25 protein-coding genes are annotated in these 23,299 nt (G+C 66.5%); 10 read left to right on the forward strand and 15 right to left on the reverse strand.

Translation table 11 applies throughout. The features are described 5' to 3' along the window. Positions 1 to 75: 75 nt before the first annotated feature. The 7 genes from ID574_RS01750 to ID574_RS01780 all read right to left on the reverse strand — a co-directional run bounded on the left by ID574_RS01750 (position 76) and on the right by ID574_RS01780 (position 4,673). Positions 76 to 537 carry a hypothetical protein gene (locus ID574_RS01750; RefSeq protein ID WP_188186982.1) on the reverse strand — a complete coding sequence of 154 codons (462 nt, stop codon included), beginning with the start codon at positions 535 to 537 and terminating at the stop codon, positions 76 to 78. Positions 538 to 791: 254 nt separating this feature from the next. After that, positions 792 to 1,256: a hypothetical protein gene (locus tag ID574_RS01755; protein ID WP_188186983.1), complete on the reverse strand. Its 465-nt coding sequence runs from the start codon at positions 1,254 to 1,256 to the stop codon at positions 792 to 794. Next, a complete protein-coding gene (locus ID574_RS01760) occupies positions 1,256 to 1,867 on the reverse strand; it encodes a DUF262 domain-containing protein (RefSeq protein ID WP_188186984.1) in 612 nt (203 codons plus the stop codon). The genes ID574_RS01755 and ID574_RS01760 overlap by 1 nt, the downstream gene beginning before the upstream one ends. Positions 1,868 to 2,204: 337 nt before the next feature. Continuing rightward, positions 2,205 to 2,423: a hypothetical protein gene (locus ID574_RS01765; protein WP_188186985.1), complete on the reverse strand. Its 219-nt coding sequence runs from the start codon at positions 2,421 to 2,423 to the stop codon at positions 2,205 to 2,207. Positions 2,424 to 2,566: 143 nt separating this feature from the next. Then, positions 2,567 to 2,959 carry a hypothetical protein gene (locus ID574_RS01770; protein ID WP_188186986.1) on the reverse strand — a complete coding sequence of 131 codons (393 nt, stop codon included), beginning with the start codon at positions 2,957 to 2,959 and terminating at the stop codon, positions 2,567 to 2,569. After that, positions 2,956 to 3,462: a hypothetical protein gene (locus tag ID574_RS01775; protein WP_188186987.1), complete on the reverse strand. Its 507-nt coding sequence runs from the start codon at positions 3,460 to 3,462 to the stop codon at positions 2,956 to 2,958. The genes ID574_RS01770 and ID574_RS01775 overlap by 4 nt, the downstream gene beginning before the upstream one ends. Positions 3,463 to 3,977: 515 nt before the next feature. Continuing rightward, positions 3,978 to 4,673 carry a hypothetical protein gene (locus tag ID574_RS01780; RefSeq protein ID WP_188186988.1) on the reverse strand — a complete coding sequence of 232 codons (696 nt, stop codon included), beginning with the start codon at positions 4,671 to 4,673 and terminating at the stop codon, positions 3,978 to 3,980. Between the two features lie 275 nt (positions 4,674 to 4,948). On the opposite strand from ID574_RS01780, the gene ID574_RS59360 reads away from it, so the two are divergent. Next, a complete protein-coding gene (locus tag ID574_RS59360; RefSeq protein ID WP_223166271.1) occupies positions 4,949 to 5,647 on the forward strand; it encodes a hypothetical protein in 699 nt (232 codons plus the stop codon). Between the two features lie 99 nt (positions 5,648 to 5,746). On the opposite strand, the gene ID574_RS01790 is transcribed toward ID574_RS59360, so the two are convergent. The 4 genes from ID574_RS01790 to ID574_RS01805 all read right to left on the reverse strand — a co-directional run bounded on the left by ID574_RS01790 (position 5,747) and on the right by ID574_RS01805 (position 8,237). After that, complete coding sequence (locus ID574_RS01790) at positions 5,747 to 5,989, reverse strand: hypothetical protein (RefSeq protein WP_188186989.1); 243 nt, start codon at positions 5,987 to 5,989, stop codon at positions 5,747 to 5,749. Then, a complete protein-coding gene (locus ID574_RS01795; RefSeq protein WP_188186990.1) occupies positions 5,986 to 6,543 on the reverse strand; it encodes an anthrax toxin lethal factor-related metalloendopeptidase in 558 nt (185 codons plus the stop codon). The genes ID574_RS01790 and ID574_RS01795 overlap by 4 nt, the downstream gene beginning before the upstream one ends. Positions 6,544 to 6,732: 189 nt before the next feature. Next, positions 6,733 to 7,899, reverse strand: a complete 1,167-nt coding sequence (locus ID574_RS01800; protein ID WP_223166272.1) for a tyrosine-type recombinase/integrase — start codon at positions 7,897 to 7,899, stop codon at positions 6,733 to 6,735. Then, entirely contained in the window at positions 7,896 to 8,237 is a 342-nt protein-coding gene (locus tag ID574_RS01805; protein WP_188186992.1) for a hypothetical protein, read from the reverse strand. The genes ID574_RS01800 and ID574_RS01805 overlap by 4 nt, the downstream gene beginning before the upstream one ends. Positions 8,238 to 8,437: 200 nt before the next feature. Here ID574_RS01805 and ID574_RS01810 point away from each other — a divergent pair, with 200 nt between their 5' ends. The 4 genes from ID574_RS01810 (at position 8,438) to ID574_RS01825 (ending at position 13,586) form a co-directional block, all read left to right on the forward strand. Next, complete coding sequence (locus tag ID574_RS01810) at positions 8,438 to 10,354, forward strand: hypothetical protein (RefSeq protein WP_188186993.1); 1,917 nt, start codon at positions 8,438 to 8,440, stop codon at positions 10,352 to 10,354. Positions 10,355 to 11,202: 848 nt separating this feature from the next. Further along, complete coding sequence (ligD, locus tag ID574_RS01815) at positions 11,203 to 12,132, forward strand: non-homologous end-joining DNA ligase (RefSeq protein ID WP_223166280.1); 930 nt, start codon at positions 11,203 to 11,205, stop codon at positions 12,130 to 12,132. Positions 12,133 to 12,412: 280 nt separating this feature from the next. Further along, positions 12,413 to 12,655, forward strand: a complete 243-nt coding sequence (locus tag ID574_RS01820) for a ParA family protein (RefSeq protein WP_188186995.1) — start codon at positions 12,413 to 12,415, stop codon at positions 12,653 to 12,655. Positions 12,656 to 12,983: 328 nt separating this feature from the next. Next, positions 12,984 to 13,586, forward strand: coding sequence for a hypothetical protein (locus ID574_RS01825; protein ID WP_188186996.1), 603 nt, complete (start codon positions 12,984 to 12,986; stop codon positions 13,584 to 13,586). Between the two features lie 741 nt (positions 13,587 to 14,327). Here the strand turns inward: ID574_RS01825 and ID574_RS01830 are convergent. Further along, positions 14,328 to 14,987 carry a GOLPH3/VPS74 family protein gene (locus tag ID574_RS01830; protein ID WP_188186997.1) on the reverse strand — a complete coding sequence of 220 codons (660 nt, stop codon included), beginning with the start codon at positions 14,985 to 14,987 and terminating at the stop codon, positions 14,328 to 14,330. Positions 14,988 to 15,636: 649 nt separating this feature from the next. Here ID574_RS01830 and ID574_RS01835 point away from each other — a divergent pair. From ID574_RS01835 to ID574_RS01845, 3 genes are all read left to right on the forward strand, one after another. Beyond that, on the forward strand, positions 15,637 to 16,389 hold the full coding sequence (locus tag ID574_RS01835) for a hypothetical protein (protein ID WP_188186998.1): 753 nt from the start codon (positions 15,637 to 15,639) through the stop codon (positions 16,387 to 16,389). Between the two features lie 413 nt (positions 16,390 to 16,802). Next, on the forward strand, positions 16,803 to 17,366 hold the full coding sequence (locus ID574_RS01840) for a CAP domain-containing protein (protein ID WP_188186999.1): 564 nt from the start codon (positions 16,803 to 16,805) through the stop codon (positions 17,364 to 17,366). A 289-nt stretch (positions 17,367 to 17,655) separates the two neighbouring features. Next, positions 17,656 to 18,549: a methyltransferase domain-containing protein gene (locus ID574_RS01845; RefSeq protein WP_188187000.1), complete on the forward strand. Its 894-nt coding sequence runs from the start codon at positions 17,656 to 17,658 to the stop codon at positions 18,547 to 18,549. A gap of 115 nt (positions 18,550 to 18,664) precedes the next feature. Here ID574_RS01845 and ID574_RS01850 read toward each other — a convergent pair whose 3' ends face one another. Beyond that, positions 18,665 to 19,483: a phosphotransferase family protein gene (locus tag ID574_RS01850; protein WP_188187001.1), complete on the reverse strand. Its 819-nt coding sequence runs from the start codon at positions 19,481 to 19,483 to the stop codon at positions 18,665 to 18,667. A gap of 63 nt (positions 19,484 to 19,546) precedes the next feature. Then, positions 19,547 to 20,044, reverse strand: a complete 498-nt coding sequence (locus ID574_RS01855; RefSeq protein ID WP_223166273.1) for an NUDIX domain-containing protein — start codon at positions 20,042 to 20,044, stop codon at positions 19,547 to 19,549. A 435-nt stretch (positions 20,045 to 20,479) separates the two neighbouring features. On the opposite strand from ID574_RS01855, the gene ID574_RS01860 reads away from it, so the two are divergent. Continuing rightward, the gene (locus tag ID574_RS01860; RefSeq protein WP_188187003.1) at positions 20,480 to 20,638 is read left to right on the forward strand and encodes a hypothetical protein; all 159 of its coding nucleotides are present in this window, start codon (positions 20,480 to 20,482) and stop codon (positions 20,636 to 20,638) included. A gap of 415 nt (positions 20,639 to 21,053) precedes the next feature. Continuing rightward, positions 21,054 to 21,545, forward strand: a complete 492-nt coding sequence (locus tag ID574_RS01865) for a hypothetical protein (protein WP_188187004.1) — start codon at positions 21,054 to 21,056, stop codon at positions 21,543 to 21,545. 521 nt (positions 21,546 to 22,066) lie between these two features. On the opposite strand, the gene ID574_RS01870 is transcribed toward ID574_RS01865, so the two are convergent. Beyond that, positions 22,067 to 23,299, reverse strand: a 1,233-nt coding sequence (locus ID574_RS01870) for a hypothetical protein (protein ID WP_223166274.1), incomplete at its 5' end; no start/stop codon positions are given.

The raw sequence follows: 23,299 nt of genomic DNA on the forward strand, positions 1-23,299 counted from the left end.
GGGCGGCCGGGACGCCGGCGAGTTCGGCGTCCCAGCCGTGGCACTCGGGGTTGGTGGCAAGCCGGTCAGGGTCGATCAGCCGGATTTCGCCGCGGTGCCCGGAGAAGGCGGCGAGGCAGTGAGGAAGAGCGCCGGTGGGCGCGGCCGCGCGTCAGTCCTTACGCGTGGGGTTTGGGCTCGGCCGCGTCCGGCGGCAGGGGCGCCGTAGATGCCGTTGGTCGCGTCGTGCGCTGCGTGAAGCCAGAAGCCGTCGCCGTGCTCGTCGCTGTAACGGTTGCCGAGTTCCCAGCCCTGCACGCGGGCGAGATCGTCCCATGTCCACTGTCGCGCCGAGGACGACCAACCCGTCTCAGGCTTGTTCATGATGCACGGCTCGCCCGATTCGGCGATGCGTACCAGGACGTCGCGGGTGAACGAGCGAAGCGTGGGCGGTTCCGCCGTCATGATCGGGCATGCGTCGCATCGCCCGTCGTTGACGCACGCTCCGAACTCCGGCCACGATGCCCGGCGGGTGTCGTGTGACTCGAACAGCTTCACGTACGAGCGGGGTCGCAGAGCACAGTGCGCTTTGCTGTCAGCCATGGGAGCGTTGAGGGAAAGCCGGTTCCGGCCTTTTCCATCGGGACCGGAGCGCTGTGGCGCCGGAGGTTGGAGGTAAATCGGCATCGGTCTCCCTTTTCGGGTGCAGTGGGTCATGGAAGGTGCGGTAGTGCCGCTGGGTTACCGAGATCACGCCAGGTCAGCCCTACTCTTTTGAGAAGTTTCCATATGGAAAGTCGCAGCAGGCAGGCCTACGCGTTGAAGAACACTTTCGGCGTAGGAGGCATCAGGGCTCCTGGCCGTGGTCGGTGACCGTAGCCGGCTCCACGTAGCTGCCTCCCCCGCCGGGGATCGACACGGAAATGTGCGATGACCGTGAGATCGCCGCCGAGCTCGGCCCGGTACACCACATCGTCCCTGTGGCCTTGTCGCCAGAGATAGACGCCGGTCGACGCCGGGGTGACGACCTCGGACTTGAATAGCGCTTCTAGATCATTGCTGTGGCGGGGGCCGCGGCTGAGGCGCAGCGTGGCGGCGAGGTTTTCCGCCTTCCACTCCTCCACGCCACGCTCGACCAGAAGTGGCACTGCGTCCTTCTTCATAGTGGTGATGACCAGCAACGTGGCAGGGAGCATACGGTGTTCGCCGGTGACGGCCTGGCGCCAATCGTCGGGCAGGTACGCACCGTGGTTGATGAATACCTTGAGCTTGGCCATTATTCGTCTCCCTCAGCGATGCGCGCGGCGCGGGCGATGTCCTCGTTGGTCTGGGCGGTGCCGTAGCCATTGACGCGCAAATAGATGGCGGCCTCTTCCTCGATCGTCCTTACGTGCGCTTCGGCAACCGGTAGGGCAACGAGGTCGAATGTGATCTGGGCTTCATCATGGAGGTCCTGGAAGTGGAGGTACGGGCCGGTGTCGCCGTATTCCTCGGCCAGTGCTGTGCCAGGTTCGATGGTGGTTACGCGGATGACGTCGGCGCTGGGGAACCAGGAGGCGGGCACCATGAACTCGTTGTCGAGCCAGCGGCGCATGGTCGTCAGCCGCTGCTGTCCGTCGATGATGACGCGCGTGGGTAGCTTCTCGCCGCCCGGTCGCCGGCTGCCGCGGTTGTTGCTGATGATCGCAGGGATCGGGATGCCTTTGAGCAGGCTCTCGATGAGGGCGATCTGCTGGTCAAGCGTCCACACGGGCGCGCGCTGGTATGGCACGTGTGGCGGGTCCCAGGCCAGTGTGCCGCGCCGCCACTGGTTAATGAGCTGGGTGAGCGGTTCGTTGGTCGGGCTGAGCTTCAGCAATTCGATCGGCTTGACGGTGTGGCGAGTCATTGATGGTCCCTTCGGCGATCAGGCGGGCGTTATCGAGGTTCGCGGTTCGTCTGGGCGGGCCCAGCGGAATTTAGGGAGCACACCCAGGAGCTGTTCCTGCAGGGTGCGCAACTTGGCGTCGACGCGTGGAGTGTGCAGTTAAGGGCGGCGCCGCACCGCGTGGGATTGGTTGAGGCCGTTATGTAACCAGAAAAGGCCAAGCAATGGGGGAAGGGGCTATTTCGATCCCCCAGGAAGACAATTCTGCGGTGAGGCCTATCAGCGGTGTGCGGGGCGCGAAACCACGCTGTTGATGTACGCCAGGTATTCCGTAAGGGAGAGCTGCGCAGGGCTGGGCTTACTTGCCTTCGTCAATACCGTACTCCTCGCGCACCATGGCGATAATTTCGTCCGCCTGAGCCAGATACTTATTGCGCGCGCGCTCGGATAGCACCAGCTGCCAGTATCTGTCGAGGGTGATCGAGTGGGGGTGGCTGAATTTCACCCCCGAGGCCCGGCGGGCCAGCGCGCGGGCCACACGCTCGCGCAGGGTGGTTGCTGCATGTGTGGTCATCATCGTCTTCCTATCTGTCGGCTTGAGGGTCGTGTCTCGCGGCGCTGGCGCTGCACTGCCTAGAAAGCGGCATGTCGCTGGAGGAGCCGGTCCCGCCACTTCGGCTGTCAGTAGTTCCCATATGGAAGTTCTCTGCGAGTCTTCAGTCAGTCGTTCTCACTCAGGTAGTCCTCAGGTCGGTCAACTTGGACCAGGCCCATCAGTTCCCGCAGCATCCGCACGCCGTGCGATCGGTCGCCGTACTTGTCGACGAACCCCTTGCACATCGCACCGAACATCCGCGTGGCGAAGTGGTGGCCGAACCGGCCGTGCAGCAGGGTGTCGTGGCAGGTGATCCAGCCGCCCACGTTCAGGGTCTGCTCGACGAGGTCCTTCAGCCTGCCCGACCGCAGGTCCATACGGTTGCCAGGATGGAAGATGCACGTCGTGCACTGCTCCCGCAGGACCTGCGGCCCGTGGGGGCCGATGACCGAGGTCGGGGGCACGATCTCCCATGCGTCCTCGGTCTCGTCGTCCAGTTCGTCGGCCGGCTCGGTCATCCCGGCATCTCCTCGAGGGTGCGCTCGACGGTGGCAGCGGTGATGGGCCACATACGGTCGCTGTGCTCGCTGGTGCTGACGTACACCTTCGTCCGGCCGAACTTGACGACCTTGAGGGGGATGCCGTGGAGGTGCGCGGGGCCGTCGAAGGAGGTCTTACGGGCCAGGACGATGTCGCCCTGCTGCAGGATGATCCCACGGGTGTCGGCGAAGTACCGCACGTTGCGCTGGTGGCCCTCGCAGTCGCGTTGGGCCTTGCTCCTGGTGCCGTTGCTGCCGAGCCAACCGCAGCGGCAGACGCCTTTGTAGACGGACGTCCGGCCGGAGCCGCCGACCCAGGTCCCGCGGGGTCGGTCGTCGTGGACCATCCAGTAGGCGCCACCGTGTTCCGGGTCGTGGTGCTCGCGCTTGCGCGGGTTGGGGTCGCCTGTGTGGCCCTTGGTACGGCGGCAGATGTAGCTGATGCCGCTTTCGACGTAGGGAGTGTTGCAGAGGTCGCTCATGGGTTCCCTTCAAATGGTGCGTGGTGGGTGCCCCGCCGGGCCGGGGGCGGTGGTGCAAGGGCTTGCGCCGCATCTTCCGCTCGCATGCGTCCTCGAGCTCCTCCGTGGAGGACCTATCCCGCGCCGAGGTCGTGCATGACGCGGTGTGCGCGCTAAGACTGCTGGTTGATCTCCTCGGCCTACTCTGCGGGCCGCGAGAATCGTGTCGACTGAGCGGCGCCCGGCTCGCTCGATCGCCTGGCGCCGGTGCGCTCCTGGCATGTGGCGTACACCGCACGCGGCAGGCCGCGTGCGGTCACCGTTCGCAGCTCGACTCTCGGGATTGCAGTGCAACTGGGGCGTCGAAGTGCGCGGTGTCTTTACGGATCGCCTTTGCAGGTCGAGTGTCGAGTGCGCTCCGCGTGCGTGGCCTCGTGTCCTTTGACGGGGCTCGGGCGGCAACGCCTGGGCGCCGCCCATCTCCCCACCGGCCTGGGGCCTGCCTTAGCTAACTTTCCATATGGAAACTCTGGAGTCTAGCGCGAGCGCAGGTTGTGCATGTCTCTGCGTGCTCGGTGCGGTTGCGTGTGAACGTCCTTGGCGTACTGGACGGCCGCCAGCAGCAAATGGTCGACGGAACGGCTCTTCGCGGCGTCGATGGCCATCCGAGCCAAGACACCAGCTGGGACGCGCGGTGCACCGCGTACGGGCAGACCACGTGCCCCCAACTCATCGCGGACCCACTGCCGGCGCAAGTCCAGATGCTTGTCGGTGGTGCTTGGAACCATCGAAAGCGCCTGCTCTTCAAGGTTCTGCACCAGAGAGTGGTAATCGTGGGCAGCGCCGCGGGAGAGCTGATCATAGCGATCGGCCACCGTGGCGGGCAGGTAAAAGTCCACCGGCTTGTGAACGGCGATGTTGTCTCCGACCCGGATGCCCTGCCCGGCCAGCTTGTGCCCCTGGATCGTCTGCCAGGTGTAGCGGATGATCTCTATGCCCGTCGGCGGATCCTCGTCGAGGAGCGTGAGGACCGCCGTGGCGATGACGTCGCTGCAACTCGCTGGCGGACGATCGTCGAGTCCGAGCAGCCGCAACTGCCCGCTCTTCCGCTCGATGCCAGGCAGCGGCTTGTCTTTGAGCAGCCGGTCCCGCCACTTCTGAACAATCGTGGATTGCCTGGCGGTCAAACGACCGGTGGAGTAATGCCGAGGCGGGCGATTGTCACTTTCCATATGGGAAGTTCTACTGTGGCCCGCGTCAGCTCGCAACCGCGCAGCGGCGCCATTGAGGCCATGGCGAGGTCCTTATCTGAGGCAGCCCGAGCGCTCGCCCGGCCGACGACCGCTATCCACGCCCTCGAACCGGAGCTCGGCCGCCGCTATTGCGAAAGTTTCCATATGGAAAGCTCTAATCGAATTATGCCTCCGGATGCGGCTGGGCCGCCGCGGTGCGACGATACGGCTGCGATACCTTCACTCGAAGACATGTTCGGGACATGGAGGCGTGCATGGCCTCACCTGAGGTACGGCTCCGGCCAGTGATGGTGGCGGCAGAGCTGACCGGAGCTCGCGACATGCCCGGCTGGGTGCGTGAGCTCCGTCAGCAGGCTGGCCGCAAAGAGGCGCTGGTGGTCTCGTGGATGGAGGAAAAGACCGGATACCGGGGTGGTTTAGTAGAGCACGGGCCCGCGTGGCTGCCCATGGAACGCATCCGATGGATCCACCGTAAGGATCTCGCTGCGCTAGTAGCTGCCATGACATCGGCCGGCGACGACTCACCTGTGGGCATCGAACGTGCGTACGATGAAGGCATGTATCTGCCGGAGTGGCCCGACGCCGTGCGGCCTCCCAGCGATCCCGACTGGGAGGAATCCGTCCGGGCCTGGCTCCTGGACCAGGTCGTGCCGTACGAGTGGCGTTTCTATGAAGTTCTCTGCCGGCACCCGCTCGCGCTGGCCCGCATGGCGGACCACTACATCGAGGCCGCGATCGAGGCGGCAAGAACGGGATATCGGCAGGCGCCTATGGACCTTAAGGGCCACCCCGAGACCGTCGTCGAGGAAGTGCGCGAGGTCTACAGTGCCGAAGGCCCACGGCTGATCGCCCTGTCCCGAGGACTCAAGGCCGTGCGGCAAGCCTTGCGTGGGGAAGCGTTCGTCGAAACTTTGCGGAGGCAGGGCCGGGCCTCTGCTCCCGGGTCGACCTAACAGCGCTCGATCGGCTCTGTTGCGCGACCTTTACGTTCCGGTACGGCCGTGCGGTCGACTGCCATCCCTGGCGATGTACAGGATGGTACGGATGCTTGTTCAGGCGCTGCGTCGCGTGGGGATCGCGGGGTTTCGGGCTTCCCACCTGGCGATCAACTCTTCATCGCGTGCACGGTCCCCAGCGAGGTCCCGCGCGTCGAGGGCGGTGACCAGATGATCGTCATATCCGGGGTCACCGGGCCGTATGCGCACGGCGCCATCGGCGTGCAGGCCATCGATATCGGCATGGAGTGGTACAAGAAGAGCCCCGTCCTCTTCGCGGATCGCCGTCCAGGCGCTCATGATCCCACCCCATACATGCGTCGAAAGTAAGTCCAGACTAGCGCGGCGAGATTGTCCTGGCCATCCAGCATGCGCAGCAGGCGGCTCGCCTGGCGCGTGGCGGTCAGGGCGAACGCCTCGGCGAACCATTCTGCGCCGTTGCGGTAGCGGGGGTGTGTCAGATGCTTCCGCACCAACATCATGATGGTCTGCCAGTCGTCGCTGTCGCTCATTCCGTCGAGCAAGTCCAGTGCATGCCCAACCTCGTGATGCACCAGGCTCGCCGAGACGTGGTCGCGGGTACCGAGGGCGATCATCGTGGGTGTACAGAGCCCGGGAACGACGTCCCAGGATGGGGATGTCGGATCGCCCGGGCGAACGGGTTGGCCGCGCAGGTGGCCGAGGTGGTCGAGGTCGCACACCGAGCCCTCGCCGACCCAGATCTCGTCGTAGTTCTCGGCGAGCCGGGTGGCGATATGGGCCGGCAGCTCGGCCAGGTCGTCGATCGCGTGGATGACCTCGGGGGGAGGCGGACCGGAGTTGGGGTTCCACTGCCTACGGAGGATCCGCTCCAAATTCCCGCAGTGGCGTCGGCCATCACGGGGTAGCGGGTGTGTGTTGGGGGCGGCGGGGTGGCACCACGACGGCTCGGAAGTAGGCATCTCGCTGCCCATTCTGCCTTGATCACGGCCATCCCTTGACCATGCAATGAATCTACGGTGTAAAGCCGTCCGCCTGTTTCACGCACCCTGCCTTCGGCGGTGTCACGCGGAAGATCGTCGCGCGCGCTCGACAGCCAACGCCATCTCCTGGTCGATGTAGTCGGCGGGCGAGCGGCTGAGCTTGTCGACTTGGGCGTACATCGTGGTGGTCTCCGGGCTGGCGTGCCCAAGGAGTTCCTGGACCACGCTGAGGTCATCGCCTCGCTCAAGCCGGTCGGTGGCCACGCTGTGGCGGAGGCCATGGAGCGAGAGCTTGTCGGGGTCGGGGATGCCGGCCGCTGCGGCGATGCGTTGGATGAGCTCGCGCACGTAGGAGCGGTGCAGCTTGTTGCCGGTGCTGGTGCGGAACAGCGGGCCGGGCCCGGGCTCGCGCTGCTGGGTGAGATAGCGGTCGATGAGTTCGCCGGTGTAGGAGCTGATGCGAACCTCGTGGATGCCACCGCCCTTGACGGGCAACTGCAGGATGCGGAATCGCCCCTGGTAGGTGAGCTGGTCGACGCGTACGTCGAGCAAGGAGCTGATGCGGCAGGCGGTGGAACGCAGGACCGCCACGATGGCGGCGCTGCGTGGGCTCTCATGGAGGACGGCGTGGGCGACCATGCGGTCGAATTGCTGGCCGGTGATGTGGCGGGTAGGGGCCAGCAGCTGACGCTTGGGGCGATCCATGCCGTCGAGAGGGTTTCTCTCCGCCTCGCCGCGGCGCAGGAGGTAGGTGTACCACGACGAGATGGCGCTGAGCCGTGCCCGGCGGGTGTTGTTGGCGTAGCTGGCTCCGCGCATGGCGGCCGCGTACAGGTCGGCTTCGACATAGGGCACGTCACTCAGACGGTAGCCGCGGGCCTTGATCCACCAGATCCACCAGGAGATGTGGCGGATGTAATCGCGCTGGGTGGCGGGGCTGGAGCGTTTCTCGGAGGTGAGCCAGCCCGCGGTCGCTGCCAGGGTCTTGCGCGAAGCTTGGACCGAGTGGAGCAACGCGACGAGCTCGGCCGGGGTGCAGGCTGGCGGGGTGGTGCCCTTGTCCGGCAGTGTGATGGCGCCAATGCCGTGCTCGTACAACCACAGGTCGTCTGCGATCGCCTCGACCAGCTCATGCGCATCGTCCCGGTCGCTCAGAGAAGCGAAGTCCATATCGGCGCGCAGAACCGGAGCCACGGCGACAGTGTGCTCGGTCGTCGAGGCCTCCTGGGGGATGTGGTGCGCGGTCACTTGTTGGGCTTCTGCTGCGGCCGGTTGCGCTCGAGCAGCGTGGTGAGTTCGTGCTCGCGGGCGAGGGTGGCGGCCGTGGGCGGACGGCGGCAGGCCACGGCGATGCCTCCATGGCCGTTCGGGACGAGTGCCCAGTGAGCGATGGCGGGAGAGTCCACGACCAGTTCCCACGATGGGGTAGGAGAGCTCAGGTAAGCGCTGATGGAGGCGCATGCGGCCGTGGCCACGGTCGGCTGGCGCAGCTGCGGGAAGTGAGCGGCCAGCGTCTGGACGATGCGCTCGGCGTATGCGGCTGACGTGGCGGCTTGGGGGCTGAAGTCGTGTGCCGAATCGCTCATCACGCGTCCATTGTCGCGGGTTCTGCAGGCATCAGGGCGTGCTAGCGAGAAAGTGGCCACTGCCGACGGCGAACATGGCCCTATCCCGACAACGCCGATCGAGATATCCATCGGCTGACATCCCGAAAGATTCGGGATCTTCTGCAATCCTGGGGGCCCGTTACCGGCTGTTACGTGGAGGAATGGTGCTCGGTTGGGGCATGGCAGAAGAGAGCGCGCCGCCTGACACAGCGGATGAGGTCCGCCACGCACTTTCGGCTCCTGACCGCCGCTGGTCCGGTTCGGCCTTGCTGGTGTTCCCGGCGGCGGTGGGCGAACTCTTGGCATGGCTGGAGGACGACCGCAACTTCAGCGCCGCCCATCACGTCGACGCGTTCAGGTCGGCGATCCGTGAGTATCGCACTGCCGAGCAGGAAGGGTTGGGATTCAGCGTCGCCGCTGTACTGCGCACCCACCTAGGCAAGGTCAGCACGGCGTTACAGCAGCTCAACCCGGCCGGAAACCGCGCAGTCGCAATAACGGCCGTGCAGGACCTGCAGTCCGCGTTGAAAGACCAGCAGGTTCTGCAGGCAGCCTGGAAAGATCTTTGGTCCAAATGCAGCAAGCTCGAGACCTCTGCAGAAGCCATAGCGGTCCGCCGCGACCTGTTCCTCGCGCTCGCTCGTTTGGCGGGCCACGATCTTGGCCAATTGGCGAGTACCTTGAGCGACGTTCTTGCCGACACCGCATGGGCGGTGACCGGCGTGCGGACCGCGCTCGGCGATCTCGCGCCTGACGTCCTCGATGAGAACGAACACGAACTACCGCGAGCCGGGCTGAAGACCACCGAGCGGGCCACGTTATGCGAGCGCGTCCTTGCTCTTCCTCCGGCAGCGCATTCACATGTGGTGTGGCTGGCCTACGAAAAGGCCAGCATGTTCTTGAAGCCCATTGCCTCGCTTGGCGACATCACGTTCATCATGAGCGAATACGTGCCCGATGAGGCGACGGCGGCCTCGGCCAAGTACAGCAGCTACTGCATGCACTGGACGGAGACCGACGGTGAGTTCCTTGCGGACATGCCGCACAAGGTCGGCACCGTCCTTGCGCGGGTGTTCTTGCCGCCGCGCATCTACGCTGACCCGATAGCGGTCGCCCGAACGCGCGTGGAGGCCCTTGTCATGGTCGGCAAATTCCACGCCGGAATGCCCGCCGGCTGCTGGCGCATCCTTCCGGGACACAAACACATCCCCAACGGGCAGCGCGGCGAAGAGCGCCGCATCGAGGTCAGCTCGTACACCGTCGCGCCGCTCGATCACGGCCGCCAAGCGGCCATCTACTCCGAAATGGCGACCTTCTGGAAGCAGATCGACGGGACCGTTGCCATTGACGACGCCGGCCTGGCCGAGGCTGTCGAACTGCTGCGGTGGTGGCAGGCCGCAGAGGAGCAGTCCTCGCTGGCCCAGGTGATCGCCAATGTCCGTGTCGTCGAGACCGCCGCAGCCCGGGTCGGCACCGCGCCGTGGGAAGACCACCTGGCTGCCTATCTGAAGCCGACATGGGTGGTGCAGGCCATCCACGAGGACCTTGTCACCACCATCAGGCACGCCGCCAGCCGCGAACCCACGGGGCTAACCGTTCAGGCGTACAAGCGCCGACAGGCTGTTAGGGACGCGACACTGGACTTCCACGAATTCGGTTACATCGACCTCGTCCCCGGATCCACCCAGGACGCGCTGACCGAATTCATCGACATCTATCCTCCACACCACCAAATGGCGCGCCGCCTGCGCACTCTGGCCAAACGCCTCGACAACAGGGACGCGTTCGAGAAATGGCGCGCCCAGCTGGAAACCAGATGGGGACGCCTGGCCGACCGCATGGCACGGACCCGTAACGCGATCACCCACGGTGGACCTGCAACGGCCGAAGTCGTCGGCTCCATCGCCGCTTTCAGCCGGCAGATGGGAGCCTGGGAGGTCCAAATCGCCCTTGAGTCGGCGCTAGCGGGCACTGGCCTCATCCCCGCGCACATCGCGTTCCGCAAGGACAGCACGACCTTGTTGGAGCGGATGCGCCAGGCAGCGAAGCCTGGCGATGTGATCCACTCTTCCGCCGTGCCACCCCACCCGAGGTAACACGGTCCGCCAGTCTGCGGGCGTGCCTTCTGCTCCAACCTCCTACTCACGCAGGGCCGCGTTGGCTGCGTCGTCGCGGTCCCTGCTGTATCTGCGGCGAGGGCAGCCGCAAGGCACCCCTGGCGTTGAACCGCTCCGGCTTTCGTGGAGACTCTGATGTGCCCTGGGGCACACCAGACTCTCCAACAAACGCGGCGCGATTCAATCATCAAGGGCTCGGCATCCTGGACGGGGTCGAGCTCCAGCGTCACCAGGAACCATGTGGTGGCCACCGGGTCCTGCCCGCGGGCCAGCGCGCGGGCGGCGGCGAGGTACGCCTCACCTGTGACAGCTCTACGTGCCCTGATAGCGCGCTTGCGACGGTGCCCCTTGGTCACGACAGGTCCTTCCACGGCAGGGGGGTACCTGCGTCGCCCCGTCACGGGATCAGCACGACCAGTTGGCGGCGGAGCTTGTTTTCACCGCGATCCCGTGGAAGCTGACATGGTCCCGGACCTTGTCCTCTTCCCCGCGGGGACGACGTGGGCGTCCGTGGCTCGGAAGCGGGCCAGGGTGTTAGCCGCTGGCAGCAACATAATGACCACGACCGATAATTCGCCGTGGTTCAGGCGCCGCAACCTCGCGGGCGGGCATAAGATCAGCGGCACCTCAATGGCCAGCATCCCTCGCCCGGGATTCCCGTAGCTGGGCGCTCGCAACTCCTGAGCAGCGTCGACGCGCTGAACGGTCTTCTACGAAAAATCTGTCCACTCTGCACTGTTTTGACCAAATCTATGTGGTTTTGAGGTGTTATGCGAGGAGGGTAATCGGTACAAAGCGGGTCCATGGCCCTGCCCCTCTATCAGCCGATGCTCGCCCAACCTGGGACTCTCCCGCTCCCTCATGAGAGGGGGGAATGGCTCACGGAGATCAAGTGGGATGGTGTGCGAGCCCTGATGTACGTGGAGGACGGCCGGGTTCGGGTGCGCTCCCGCAGGGCGCTGGACATGACGGCATCCTTTCCGGAAGTGCAGCGGCTTGCCGGAGCCGTCCGCGGGAAGCGGGCGGTCCTGGACGGCGAGCTCGTAGCTTTCGGTCCGGATGGCTGCATCTCTTTCGCCGCGATGCAACGGCGCCTGCACGTGAGTCGACCGGTGCGCGTTGCCGAACTGGTCCGGGTCGTACCGGTGACGTTCATGGCGTTCGACATTCTGTACGCCGGCGAGGAAAGCCTGGTGCGCCGTCCCTACCGCGAGCGGCGTGAGCGGCTGGAAGATCTCGTCACGCCGGGAACTCACTGGCAGGTGCCAGCGGTGTTCGACGATGCCAAGGCCGTTCTCGAGGCCACCCGCCAGCTCGGCCTAGAGGGCATCGTCTGCAAGCGGCCGGACGCGTCGTATAGGCCGGGTAGCCGCTCGCCGGCATGGCGCAAGGTTAAGAATTCGCAGGTGGCCGATGTGGTGATCGGCGGTTGGAGGCCTGCGGGCCGTGGCGGCCGCCGGGTGGGCAGATTGCTGCTCGGCCTACCCAACGGTGCCGGGCAGCTGAGGTATGTCGGCACGGTCAAGACCGGCTTCACTGATGCCATGCGGACCGATCTGGCCACCCGGCTGCGCCCTTTGCAGCAGCAACGCAACCCGTTCACAGGCCAGCCGCAGGATGAGCCCCTCCACGGTGTGCGTTGGGTCCGGCCCGAGCTCGTCGGGGAAGTGCGTGCCATGGAGTGGACCGCCAACCGACACCTGCGGCTGGCGTCCTGGCGAGGTCTCCGACCAGATCTGGCCCCATCCGATCTCTGACTAGGCGAAAGTGCGTTCAGCCATCCCGATGCTCGCCGCCAGGGTCGGCTGCGGCAACCCGACGTCAGCGCAGAACGCCATCGATGGCACATTGGCACGCAGGTACCGCGCCACACCAGGAATCAGTCAAAGCCAAGACGAACGTTGTCATCGGCATCCGGCCTGACGAAATGGGAGCAGCCACACACCATCCAGGAGCCGACCACACGCTTGATCCGGAGGCGCCTCCGATCATGGCGAGAGGGATGCCCTTGCGCCTCTGGCAGCGTAGGCTCGCGATATGGCAAAGGAAGAGGACACAGTCACCGCCGACGGAATATCCGTCGGCGGTTTCACCCGAGGCAGCGATGAGAAGACTGCTGTCAATCTGGCAGCCGGTCTCGCCCTTCATGGACAGCGGGTAATCATCGCCGATCTGGACGCCCAGGGCGGTATCCTCCCTCCCTCCTACGATTGTTACTTCATCGACACGCCGCCCGCCCTCTCTCCTCTCGAGAAGAAGGGCCAATCGCACCAGGCGTAGACCCGTGCGGCGCGGGCACCGACCCTAGCGTGGATGCGCGTGGAACTACTCCCGAGGAGCGGCGATGCGGGGCGCCGGCCAGAAACTATGGCAAGCCCCGAACAAAGCAACCATGCGCACGTGCGTGTCGGCCATCAACGCTCGGATGCGCTGGCCCAGTTGCTCCTGACGCCTTTCGACGGCGACTGTCTGACGTTGACCCGCCAGCTGATACACGTATCCCGTCCCAAGGCCGCCTGATGCGCCGCCCTCGGCACCCGCACTGCTGCTGGCATGGCACCGGCCGATTCGGGGTGCCGCACCGCGTTTGCCCCGCTACCGTGCCTGCATGGAGATCAGCGATTGGATCAGCCTCGGCGGGGTGCTCGGCGCGTTGATCATGTCCGGCTGGGCGCTGGTCTACACCCGATCATCCGCCAAGAGCGGGAAGACCTCGGCCGCCGCGGCCGTGCGTTCGGCCGACGCTGCCGACGCCTCGGCGGGGGCCGCCACCCGGGCCGCCGAAGAAGCCGCCCGGGTCTCTCACATTGAACGCGAGCGGGAGCACGGCGCTCTGCGGCCTCCTCCTCCGCCTCAGATCGAGGGAGAGGTCGGGGGAACTTCTCCGCGACAGGCGCTCTTCGGCGCCCTTACGGTGCCCCGCGACTACCGCGTGCAGGCCCGTGCCTGGAACGGCACCTCGCACACGCCGATCAGCCTCCCGCTCCTGATCCGCGCGAACCAGGCCTACCGTTTCTGCATCGAGCACTGGCCCGACGGCCGGACCCGCCCCCAGACGCAGGAGATCGAGTTCGAGTTCTGGGCGCCGATGGAGTCCGACGGAGTGGAGATGTGGGCCTGCCCGTGCGACCGCCCGCACACAGGGAACGAAGGACACTGGCGCTGGCGCGTACCGGTGGAATATACCGACGTCACAGACACGATCGGGTAGAGCTCAGCCACGAGCGGCCGCCTGGGGGCTCGAAAGAGTCGGAGCCTCGGCCGAGCCGGCACAGGCTTTGGGGCGCGGCAGTGCCGTCGTGAGCGCCTTCATCTCGGACGGCCGTCACATGCCCCCAATTCCTCGAACTTGGAGGGTTGAGGTGAGGGCATCCGCATCGGTATGTTCGGCGGCGGTGTTCGGCTGGTAAGACGTACGGGCGAAGCCCGTACCTTTGAGAGGTGTTGTTGAGGAGCGGACGCATAGCCGTCCGCTCCTCAACCCCCAGGAAATTTACTTTGTAAAGGCGGCCCGCTTGGGTTAGATGCTTCGATCATCAGGTAGCTCTCACGTGATTTAAACGGCACGGGCTCCGCCCGTACGCTCTCCAAAACCAGAACCGGCCTCGGTCCTTGCCTCATACACGAATCTGGGGGAATGGGCTCTCGTCGCCCGATTGCTGCGGGACCGTCTGATGGACGAGTTCAACGTGTTCCGCTCTCCGCTCACCTGCGGACAGGGGCCACGCCGGTCCCCGTGGAGACCTTGAAGACGCGCCTGGCGTCACCGCGCGCAGCATCCAGCCCGGGCACCCCGCTCCACGGCGGACAACCTCATCAGCAACGGCGGGGACCTGCGGGCGCAGGGTGGTGTCACCTTGCCGCGCTGAGTTCTTGACGCTCCTCCGATTGAGTGGAGGGCCGAGCGCGTACGACGGCGGACGCCGTGGTGACCGCGGTGCCAGGGCAGACGCTATGACCCTCCCGCGGCCAGCAGGATCACGCTGTCCCCAGAGTCGCCGGGCTTGTTGGTCGTCTTGTCCATGTAGGCCTTGATGGCCTGCCCGGCCCAGTCGTCGTGGACTATCTTCTCGATCCGTTTGTCCTCACCAGCGGCGAACAGGTGCGCAAGCACGCCGCTGTGGTGGGCCAGGGCGAGCAGTGTGACGGTGCGGGCGTCGGGCTCCTGGCCGCGGATCACCTTGCCGAGCCGCTGTCTGACCTGGCGCACCTGCGCGGGGTTGGCATATCTGTACCGCGCGACCGGGATCACCCCCAGGATGCGGGACGTGCCGACTTCGAACGCACCTCGCTGGGAGAGGCGCTGCAGGTAACGCCGGCGCTTGCGGACCGGGTTGATCATGATTAGCCAGCGGCTGGGCGGCAGCGCCTTGCCTACCTTGGCCATTCGGGCGAGCACGGCGTCCAGTTCGGCGTCACCGATCGGCTGCCGGTCCACCACGGCAAGATTCGGGCCTACCAACTCCGCCTTCATCTGTGAGGCCAGCTCGGCCAGCTCAGCGGCGATGAGGCCGACGTTCAGCACGTTGTTGGGGATCAGCTGCTTGCCGTCGTTCTCCCGATGGGCAAGCAGAGTGAGCTCGTCGGCGAAGGTCAGCTGCTGCTTGGACATATCACGAGTGTCACTCCAGGCAGTGCGCCTGGCGTAGACGCCGATGTCATCAGCGGGATCTGACATCTGTCACGGGCTCGCCTCGCCCCGACCGACGTTGTTCAGCGGCTCGATGGCCAAGTCGTCCCGGGGCTGGCGTCGATCTCCCTTTAGGAGCCGAGGATCGGCGCGAAAGTCAGAACTGTGGTCAGTGGCCCGGCCAGATGCTCCATCTCCCTGGCGTGCCTCCCGCAGGCCGCGCATCGTCTGAGCATGGGGTCCAGTGGCGGTCACTCACGGGGGAGCCATCCGTCGGCGCCTTGCCGGCCTCTCCCTTCCCTGGGGCCCGCGAGCCGCGCGGCTCGGAGGAAGCCTTGGGCATGCTGAGCGGGCCAAGGCCGGTCTCGCACGCACCCCGTCATCGCGGAGCCAAGCTCCGGTAGCACGAAAGGTCCCAATCCTCTCCACCTCTTCGCCCCCGACCGCGCCGTCCCTGATAGGTAGGAGCGCTCATGGCCGTCTCAGCACCCCCCGCGTCTGCCGAACGATCACCGGGCCGCCGGGCCTGCCGCGAGCCGCCGGACCTGGCCGGTTCACCTTCCTGGTCGCCGACGAGTCCAGCGGCGAACGACCCGATCTGGAAATCCGGCTGCTGGCCGGAGACGACACGGTGATACGCACCCTCGATCTCAGCGACGTGCGCGCCTCCCGCGGCGTGGACGGTCCCGGCGTGTGGCTGTCAGGTACCGATGGCAGCGGCGTCCTCGAGTTGCGGTTCCTGATGGATGGCCCCGACCGCGACCGGGTGCGGATGACCATGACGTCCCTCGTTGGCAGGACCCCTGCCGACGTGCTGTCGGCGGTCCGGATGGTGGCCGGCCTCGCGACCGCTGGAGGCCTGGTCCTCGCGGTACGGGGCGGCCGGCCGCTCACGCAAATCTGGCGGCCGGAGGAGTCCGAAGTGCGGGCCTCACCCCTGATCGGCCTGGCTCGCTGGACGATCACCTTCCTGGACGCCTTGCTCGCTGTGCAAGCCCACACCCTTCAACGCGTGACCATCCCCGACCTGGACGACATCACGCCCGAGCAGATCGCCGAGATTGTCCAGCTGGGGCGGCTACTGCGCGGCGAGGAGATCCGCACCACCTGGACCCACGTCATCATGACCCTCGGCACCCCGGACCACCTGCCCTCCTCCCACCAGGAGGTCGGCCTCATGGCCACCAGCCCGATCCAGCTGAACCTGGCTGGCCGCCTCATCGTGCTCGACGATGTACAGCGCCGCGTCGTCTACCACAGCGTCCGTCTGGCCGACCCACATCAGGTCGCCACCGCCCAATCGGGCGACACCATCCACCTGGTACCCGGCTCCACCGCCACCGCCACCCTCGCCGTCGTACCCGCGGCCGACGTCGACCCCTGACCCGCTCATCGTTCCGGCCGACGTCGAACTGCTGGCGTCGTGGCAAGCCGCCGTACCCAGCGCACAACGCACCCATGCCCCCCCCCCAACACTGACGGGAATGAACCCGGCCCTCACTGATGCACCGCTCATGCGCGTCGTAGACACAGGCGGCCACGAACGACTCATGAGCCTCCGCGAACTCGTGGACGGCGCCCCTATGCTCTCGGACAACGAGCGGGACGAGATGCCAGGCTGCTGTTCTAGAAGTGAACTCTTGATCGGACCGGTCAGCACCGCTCCATCGTCCACGATCTCGTTCTGCTCGGCGCCACGGCCACCTGATTACCGCCGAGACATAAGATGACAAATCGATATGGGTCGCGCCAGAATGCGGAGCCGTCCAGCGTCTACCGCAACTGGAGGACTTTCCTATGCGCCGACCCCTTGGGTTACTCGCCGCAGCCGCTGCCCTGGCCACGATCGCCGCGTCCGTGAGTCCGGTGCAGGCTGTCACGGCGCCCTCGGCGTCCGGCGTCGGCCGGTCCGGCTCGCTCAGCTTGTCCGGGTCGGCCACCACGGAGTCCGTATCCGGCGCCGCCAGAGTGGGAACGGCACGGGAGAACATGGTCGTGCGGCTGGTCAATGCCCGGCGGGCGAAGAAGGGATGCCGGGCGCTCAAGCACCATCCGCAACTCCACCGGGCCGCCCGCGGGCACTCTGCCGACATGGCGGAGTACAACTGCTTCTCGTACACCTCCCGCGACGGCCGATCCTTCAAGGACCGCATCAAGGAGGCCGGCTTTACCGGCGGCACCAGCCTGGCGGAGAACATCGCCAAGGGCCAGCGCACCCCGGCCGCGATCGTGCAGTCCTGGATGGGCAACTCCGGAACCAAGGCCACCATCATGAACTGCAAGTTCACCTTCATCGGGGTCGGCGCGGTCGAGGACTCCGATGGCGCGATCTCCTGGCCCCAGGACTTCGCCGCCAAGTGACCCGCTTCGTGGTGAGCCGCTGGAAGAAGATCGCAGGAGGCCTATTTCGCCGGCGGTGGGAGCGCAGGCTCTTTAGCGCGGTGGCCACCAGCATCGTCGGATAGGCGATCAGCGTGCCTCAGCCCGCCCGGCGTGGGAGTCGGCCACCAGCACCATCAGATGGCTGGCCAGCCGCTGGGCCTGCACCGCACAGGAGCATCACGAGCGGGTCGTCGCGGTGGGGCTGGCTGTGTGAGATGTCTCTCCCGTCGTCGTGGCGCTGGTGGCCTGGGAGGTTGACCATGTAGTGATGACCTCCTTGCCCCGCCCGCCGCACGTCGGTGGCCGACCGGATCCCATAGGCGGGACTACCGCGCTCGGTGGAGAGTCCGCTCCCGCCCGCGGGTACCTGCTGGACAACGCGCGCGCCGAGGCGGGCGAGCGATTCGTTTGGCTGGCCGAGCTGTTCGACGGGGTGACGCGCGGGCACTTCGATCGACTGGGAGTCGGGGCTGGCTTGCGCTGCTGGGAAGTGGGGGCCGGTGGCCCCAGTATCCCGGAGGCGCTCGCGGCGGCCGTCGGTCCGACCGGGTACGTGCTGGCCACGGACATCGACCCGTCGTGGCTGAAGGCAGGCGACGGGTACGAGGTGCGCCGGCACGATGTCGCCGCTGATCCGCCCCCGGAGCCGGGGACGTTCGATCTGGTGCACGCCCGGCTCGTGCTGGTCCATGTACCCGACCGGGCTCGGGCGTTGGCCACGATGGCGGCAGCGCTACGGCCCGGCGGCTGGCTGCTGATCGAGGACGCCGATACCGCTCTGCAGCCACTGGCATGCCTGGACGGCAGCGGCCCTGCGCAGCGGCGGGCCAACCGGCTGCGCGACGCGGTCCGGGAGCTGCTGACGCGCCGCGGCGCGGACCTGCGCTACGGCCGGACACTGCCGCGGGCATTGCGTGAGGTCGGCTTGGTAGATGTCTCTGCGGGGGGCTTTTTCCCGGTCGGCGGGCTAGCCTGCGACTGGCTGGAGGCGGCGACCATCCGGCACGTGCGCGGCGAGCTGCTCGCGGCCGGCCTGGCCGAGGACGCCGAGATCGACGCACACCTGGCCGCCATCCACGCGGGCAAACTCGACCTGACACTCGCGCCGCTGATCTCGGCCTGGGGACGCCGTCCGGCCGAGCACCCGCCGGCACTCGGTTAGGTGCGGATCCAGGCGTTGTCCAGCTGACGGCCTGGGAAACGCCTGAACCCTGAGTCTCCTGGCCTAGCGCCGATTGGGGCCCACGCCCCGCCGACTCTCGCGGAAACTGGAGCCGTCAGCCGAACAACTGCAGAACTCTGTCCGCCAGGCGCTCGAGCGTGCCGGGCGGGTTGTGCGGTGCGGCCGGCCCCGATGGGCCGAGTTGGAGAAACCAGCCCAGCGCGACCAAACGGCGGAAGCCCAGCACCCGCGCGGCCTCCCCCGACGTCAGGTCGATGTGGGCCAGCAGCTGGTCTGCGTCCAGGCCGCCGTCAATGCGGGAGATGTGTTCGGTTACTTCGCCGAGCTCGAAGGCTCTATCGTTGCTGCCGGAATCCTCCCAGTCGATGAGCCACACGCGCCCGCCGCGCTGGTCCCACAGGAGGTTCGCGTGGTTCCCATCTGCCAGCCCGAGGACGGGCGGATGGCGGTTTACGGTGAGCTTGTCGGGGTCGGTGGAGGCCAGCCAGGCGGCCCCCACCTGGTAAGCCTGCCGCACCGGCGGGTCGTCGCCGAGGTCAGGCTGCTTGTCGGCCAGGGCGCGGACCTTGTCCACGGCCACGACAGGTCCCCAAGGGGCGGGCTCGACCGCCTCCACCACGCGGGCCGGAACCTGGTGCAACCGGTTCAGAGCATCGGCTATCGCCTTGACCTGCTCGTCGGTGGCATGCTCGCCACGCAGGACACGGCCGGGCAACCTGCTCATCGTGATCATGGGTGGGTTGGCGCCCAGCGAGGCTTCCATGGGGGTGGGCGCGACACCGGGCGCATGTTCGGCCAGCAGTGTCAGCGCCGTCCATTCTCGGTGAGGCTCGCCCCTGTGCCACGAGCTGTAGCGCTTGATCACAACGTCGTCGTAGAACTCGATGTGGTGGGTGCTGAATCGGTCAGCCATGCGCTCGCTTTGCTCTCTCTGTCCTTCCTGGACGACAGGGTCATCACCTCAGCCGTCACAGAACTACACCCATGTGTAGTTCTCGTCCGTGATCGGCGGCAGGTACGGATTTCCGGCGGCATCCGGGGTGGGTAGCGCGCTCACGGCCGAGCCGATCAGGGGAAACAGCGGGAGGTCCTTCGCCCTGCTGTAGTGCACCCACTCGATGATCCCTGGCTCGCTGCTGCCGTTCGGCAGTTCGTCGTACTCCACCGTGGCGAGCCGTGCTCGTACGTTTGGTGTGATGCGGCACCGGAAGATCATGTGGATCTTGCGCGGGGGCGGGGTAGGGCCGGGCCGGGTAACCCTCTGGTCCTGGATCCAGCACAGCTCCGGCGGGCTCGCCTGGTCAAGATCGAGCCGTAGTTCCTCAGCAAGCTCTCGGCGCAGGGCGTCGATCAGGTCCTCCCCGGTCTTCGCGTTTCCGCCGGGCGGGGTGTAGTGCGAGCCGGTAGGGCGATCTCGGCGGACCAACGCTATGTCGCAACCGCAGAACACCAAAGCCCCGGTACGGATCTTCACGCGAGAAAAAGGTGTAGTCGAGCCGGCCATGCAGGCAATATTGCGCCCACGCAGGCCCGAATACTTGGCGAACCGCTGAGCTTCCTGCTCGCGGGCTGCCCACGGCGGAGAGGTCAGGCGGTGACGAGCAGGCGAGCGTGGCGAACTCGGCGCGGAGCTGGACGGCGTCCCCTCGGCCCGCTCGCAGCCGGCGTCAGCATCACCGGGCTCGTCGCGCGCTCGTTGTAAACGTCTGGGGCTATTGGGGCGTCTGTACATAGGAGGTCCCAAGTGGAAGTTCTGAACGCCCTAGAGGGGGACTTGTGGCTCAAGTTCCTCCTTATCGAGGCCCTGCACGATGAAGCGGAGCGGCTGATAGCGACGGGTGCCCCCAGCGTCTGAAGCCCAGGGTGATGGAGTGCCGGTTGACCGGACCGGCAGCAACGGGTTCGGCCTGTGGTGATCCAGCACCTGTTCGAGGACGTCACCCTCGAACAGACCGGCTTGGGCTCGCTGCTGCGCCTGCACTTCCACGGTCGGCCCGCTGCGGCGATCCCGCTCGGGCACCGTGTTAACGTCACATGCCGCAGTTCCTCCTCGCACTTCGCGGGCTGAGGTGAGGACATCCGCGTCGGTGGGGTGTCCGGCGGCGTGGTTCGGTTGGGGTAAGACGCACGGGCGAAGCCCGTTCCTATAGAGGTGTTGGAGGGGAGCGGACGGCATAGCCGTCCGCTCCCCTCCCCTAAGAAATCTACTTTGTAAAGGCGGCCTGTTTTTCACACCCATTGGATCGTCAATGCAACTCTCCTCACGTGGTTTAAAAGGCACGGGCTTCGCCCGTACGTCTTCAAAAATCCGGGCTGGCCTCGGTGGTTGCCTCATACACGAATTGGGAGACTTCGGCTCTGGTCCAGCGAATGGCGGCGGGATTAGCTCACCCTGTTCCACACTCCGCGCACCTGGAGAATGGGCGCAGGGCCGGCGGAAAGGGGGTAGTGAAGAGCTGGTTCTCCAGTTGGAGGAGGGGATCATGGCCGTTACCCAGGCACGTGGGCGCGCCTACCCTATATCGGGCGGGAACGGGAGCAAGTGGCTCACGTTGGATCTGCCGATGCTCAGCATCGAGGTCCGCCCGCCCGAGATGCGGATGCCGCACCTGGAAGTCGTTCCGAAGCCGCGCGTCCCGATGCCGCACATCGGCAGGCAGGAGCTCGGCCGCTACGCCGACGTGGCCCGGAGGTTCGTGCCGCCGCCCGAGCGCATCGCCTACTACGGGGCGCTGGGCGCGCTGGCGGTCTTCGGGGTCCTTGAGTGGCCTGTGGCGGCCGCCATCGGCGCCGGCACGATGGTCGCGCAGCGGCAGGGCCGTGGGGAGGAGCCCGAGCCGAGCGGGCCGGGTCAGACGCAGGCCCGTGAGCCATCGGCTGCGCGGCCCGCGCCGGCCAAACCGGCCACGACCACCGCCCGGGGCAGGGCGGCGGCCGGTGGGCGCAGGACCACGACGAAGCGCACGAGCAAGTAATCCTCGACGCCGGGGCGCGAAGGTCATCTGGTGCCTGCCTGCGGAGGGGGTTCCATGGCTACAGCTGGCCGTAGGCGCAGCCCAGGCGCCGCTGGACCGACATCGTGGTGTCGTGGCGGGCGTGTGAGAGCTGGGAGCGCGGACGTCCGGCCTTCCTGGTCATCGTGCACAGACGCCCGCGCCATTACGGGCTCGGCCCTCCCCCTAGAAACCGAACCCGCCCCACAACATGCATATCCGTAATTATCCAATCACTATCCGTGATAGCCTGCCGAACAACTGCAGTGGCTGAGCCGCCGCCTGGCCGCCGCGCTCCACCCAGGCGCACGCCCAGTTGGGCGAAACCTTCGCGGCCGTAGCTGCTTCGTGGTTGGCTTCGCCCCGTGGCATTCAACAGGGGCAAGCCGTCGACTCCTCGGTGCCCTCCCCGAAGCGCTACTTCCACGCTGGCTCGCGAGATCTGGCTGCGCAGCCAGCGGGGCGATCGGATCATGGTGCCGCGCGGGAAGGCTTTCGGCAACTCATCTGTCGTGCGGGATAGGCGGCTGACTGTAGGCAGAAAAGAGCTCGCCACCGGTCAGCTGGTGGTGCGTCAACTGCTCTCGCACCGCTTGCGGATCGCCCCAACGCTCCGGCCGCGCGGTGAGAGCTTCGGCCCAGCTGCGCACCGCGGCCGCCAAGCGTTGCCAGCTCTGGGGGGTAATGACGCGCATGCCGTCGACGGCGATGGCCTTGTGATCGAGCTTCCGGCTGGGATGGACGATGACGGGCAGCGGTTTGACGTGGGGATGGATTCCGAGGTCCCAGCGGACGCTACCTCCCAGTTGGTCCAGATCGTGCTTGTTGATCGCAGGTTGCTGACGGCCGGTCTTGAGTTCGATGACGGCATGACGTTGGTGGCTGAGGACCCAGAGGTTGTCCGGGCCAGTGGTGTACATCTTCTCCGGGCGTGTGCTGGTGAACCCGAGGTGCTGACCGAGTTGCTGCCAGGCCCGCTCGGCGTCCTCGCTTCGCTTCTCATCACCCCAGACCACATCCTCCAGGAGGGCCTGCACGGCCAGCAGGAGGGCGGTGCCGTTGGAATATTCGGCGGCGAGGAACTTCGCGGCGGCTTCGGCCTGGGCGGCGGCGGGCCGCAGTTGTACCGGGGTGACGCCACTGATGGGACGCAGCAGGAACGGGTTGTCATTCAGCGCCTTGGCCAGCATTTTCTGGGCGGCGGCAGCATCGACGTGGTGCAGGTAAGCGGCGCGCTGCTCACACAGCCAGCCTCGCAGCGCCGGATCGGTGATGTCGCCGATGGCTCGTCCGAGCCGCTCTGCTGCCTCGGCGTGCCGGCCGGTGGCGGCCAGATCGAACGCCTCGCGCTGAGCCACCGCCTCATCGCGTACGAGGCCGCTGTCGGCGTAACGCACGGCGGCCAGCGCGCGGCGGCTCAGCGTCTGCCATTCCTCGTTTTCGTCCAGGCACAGGTTGACGGCTTCGCGGATGCCGTCCAAGCCGGTGTCGGCAAGTTGCTCGGCAATCTCGCTGCTCAACTCGATTTGGGCCTGGGTGGCCGGCGAGAACAGCTCCCGCTGCTGCCGATCGTGCAACGCGATCGACAGGTGGGCGCCCAGCAACAGCACGGCGCAGGGCCCCTGCCCCCGATGTGTGGACACCTTGAGTACCGGATGATGGAGATCCGGAGACAAGGAGTTCCACGTGGCGATGAAGTCGTATCCGCCGGAGTTCAAGGCGGACGCCGTCGCGTT

The organism is Nonomuraea sp. SYSU D8015 (assembly GCF_008065375.1).
In the GTDB taxonomy this organism is placed as follows: domain Bacteria; phylum Actinomycetota; class Actinomycetes; order Streptosporangiales; family Streptosporangiaceae; genus Nonomuraea.

Bases quoted from the DNA above. Each gene is read 5' to 3' on its own strand.
- ID574_RS01755 (WP_188186983.1), bottom strand. From the start codon at position 1,256: ATGGCCAAGCTCAAGGTATTCATCAACCACGGTGCGTACCTGCCCGAC.
- ID574_RS01775 (WP_188186987.1), bottom strand. From the start codon at position 3,462: ATGAGCGACCTCTGCAACACTCCCTACGTCGAAAGCGGCATCAGCTAC.
- ID574_RS59360 (WP_223166271.1), top strand. From the start codon at position 4,949: ATGGCCTCACCTGAGGTACGGCTCCGGCCAGTGATGGTGGCGGCAGAG.
- ID574_RS01850 (WP_188187001.1), bottom strand. From the start codon at position 19,483: ATGGCTGACCGATTCAGCACCCACCACATCGAGTTCTACGACGACGTT.
- ID574_RS01825 (WP_188186996.1), top strand. From the start codon at position 12,984: ATGGAGATCAGCGATTGGATCAGCCTCGGCGGGGTGCTCGGCGCGTTG.
- ligD (WP_223166280.1), top strand. From the start codon at position 11,203: ATGCTCGCCCAACCTGGGACTCTCCCGCTCCCTCATGAGAGGGGGGAA.
- ID574_RS01810 (WP_188186993.1), top strand. From the start codon at position 8,438: ATGGCAGAAGAGAGCGCGCCGCCTGACACAGCGGATGAGGTCCGCCAC.
- ID574_RS01790 (WP_188186989.1), bottom strand. From the start codon at position 5,989: ATGAGCGCCTGGACGGCGATCCGCGAAGAGGACGGGGCTCTTCTTGTA.
- ID574_RS01865 (WP_188187004.1), top strand. From the start codon at position 21,054: ATGGCCGTTACCCAGGCACGTGGGCGCGCCTACCCTATATCGGGCGGG.
- ID574_RS01760 (WP_188186984.1), bottom strand. From the start codon at position 1,867: ATGACTCGCCACACCGTCAAGCCGATCGAATTGCTGAAGCTCAGCCCG.
- ID574_RS01840 (WP_188186999.1), top strand. From the start codon at position 16,803: ATGCGCCGACCCCTTGGGTTACTCGCCGCAGCCGCTGCCCTGGCCACG.
- ID574_RS01845 (WP_188187000.1), top strand. From the start codon at position 17,656: ATGACCTCCTTGCCCCGCCCGCCGCACGTCGGTGGCCGACCGGATCCC.
- ID574_RS01830 (WP_188186997.1), bottom strand. From the start codon at position 14,987: ATGTCCAAGCAGCAGCTGACCTTCGCCGACGAGCTCACTCTGCTTGCC.
- ID574_RS01765 (WP_188186985.1), bottom strand. From the start codon at position 2,423: ATGATGACCACACATGCAGCAACCACCCTGCGCGAGCGTGTGGCCCGC.
- ID574_RS01770 (WP_188186986.1), bottom strand. From the start codon at position 2,959: ATGACCGAGCCGGCCGACGAACTGGACGACGAGACCGAGGACGCATGG.
- ID574_RS01780 (WP_188186988.1), bottom strand. From the start codon at position 4,673: ATGGAAAGTGACAATCGCCCGCCTCGGCATTACTCCACCGGTCGTTTG.
- ID574_RS01805 (WP_188186992.1), bottom strand. From the start codon at position 8,237: ATGAGCGATTCGGCACACGACTTCAGCCCCCAAGCCGCCACGTCAGCC.
- ID574_RS01820 (WP_188186995.1), top strand. From the start codon at position 12,413: ATGGCAAAGGAAGAGGACACAGTCACCGCCGACGGAATATCCGTCGGC.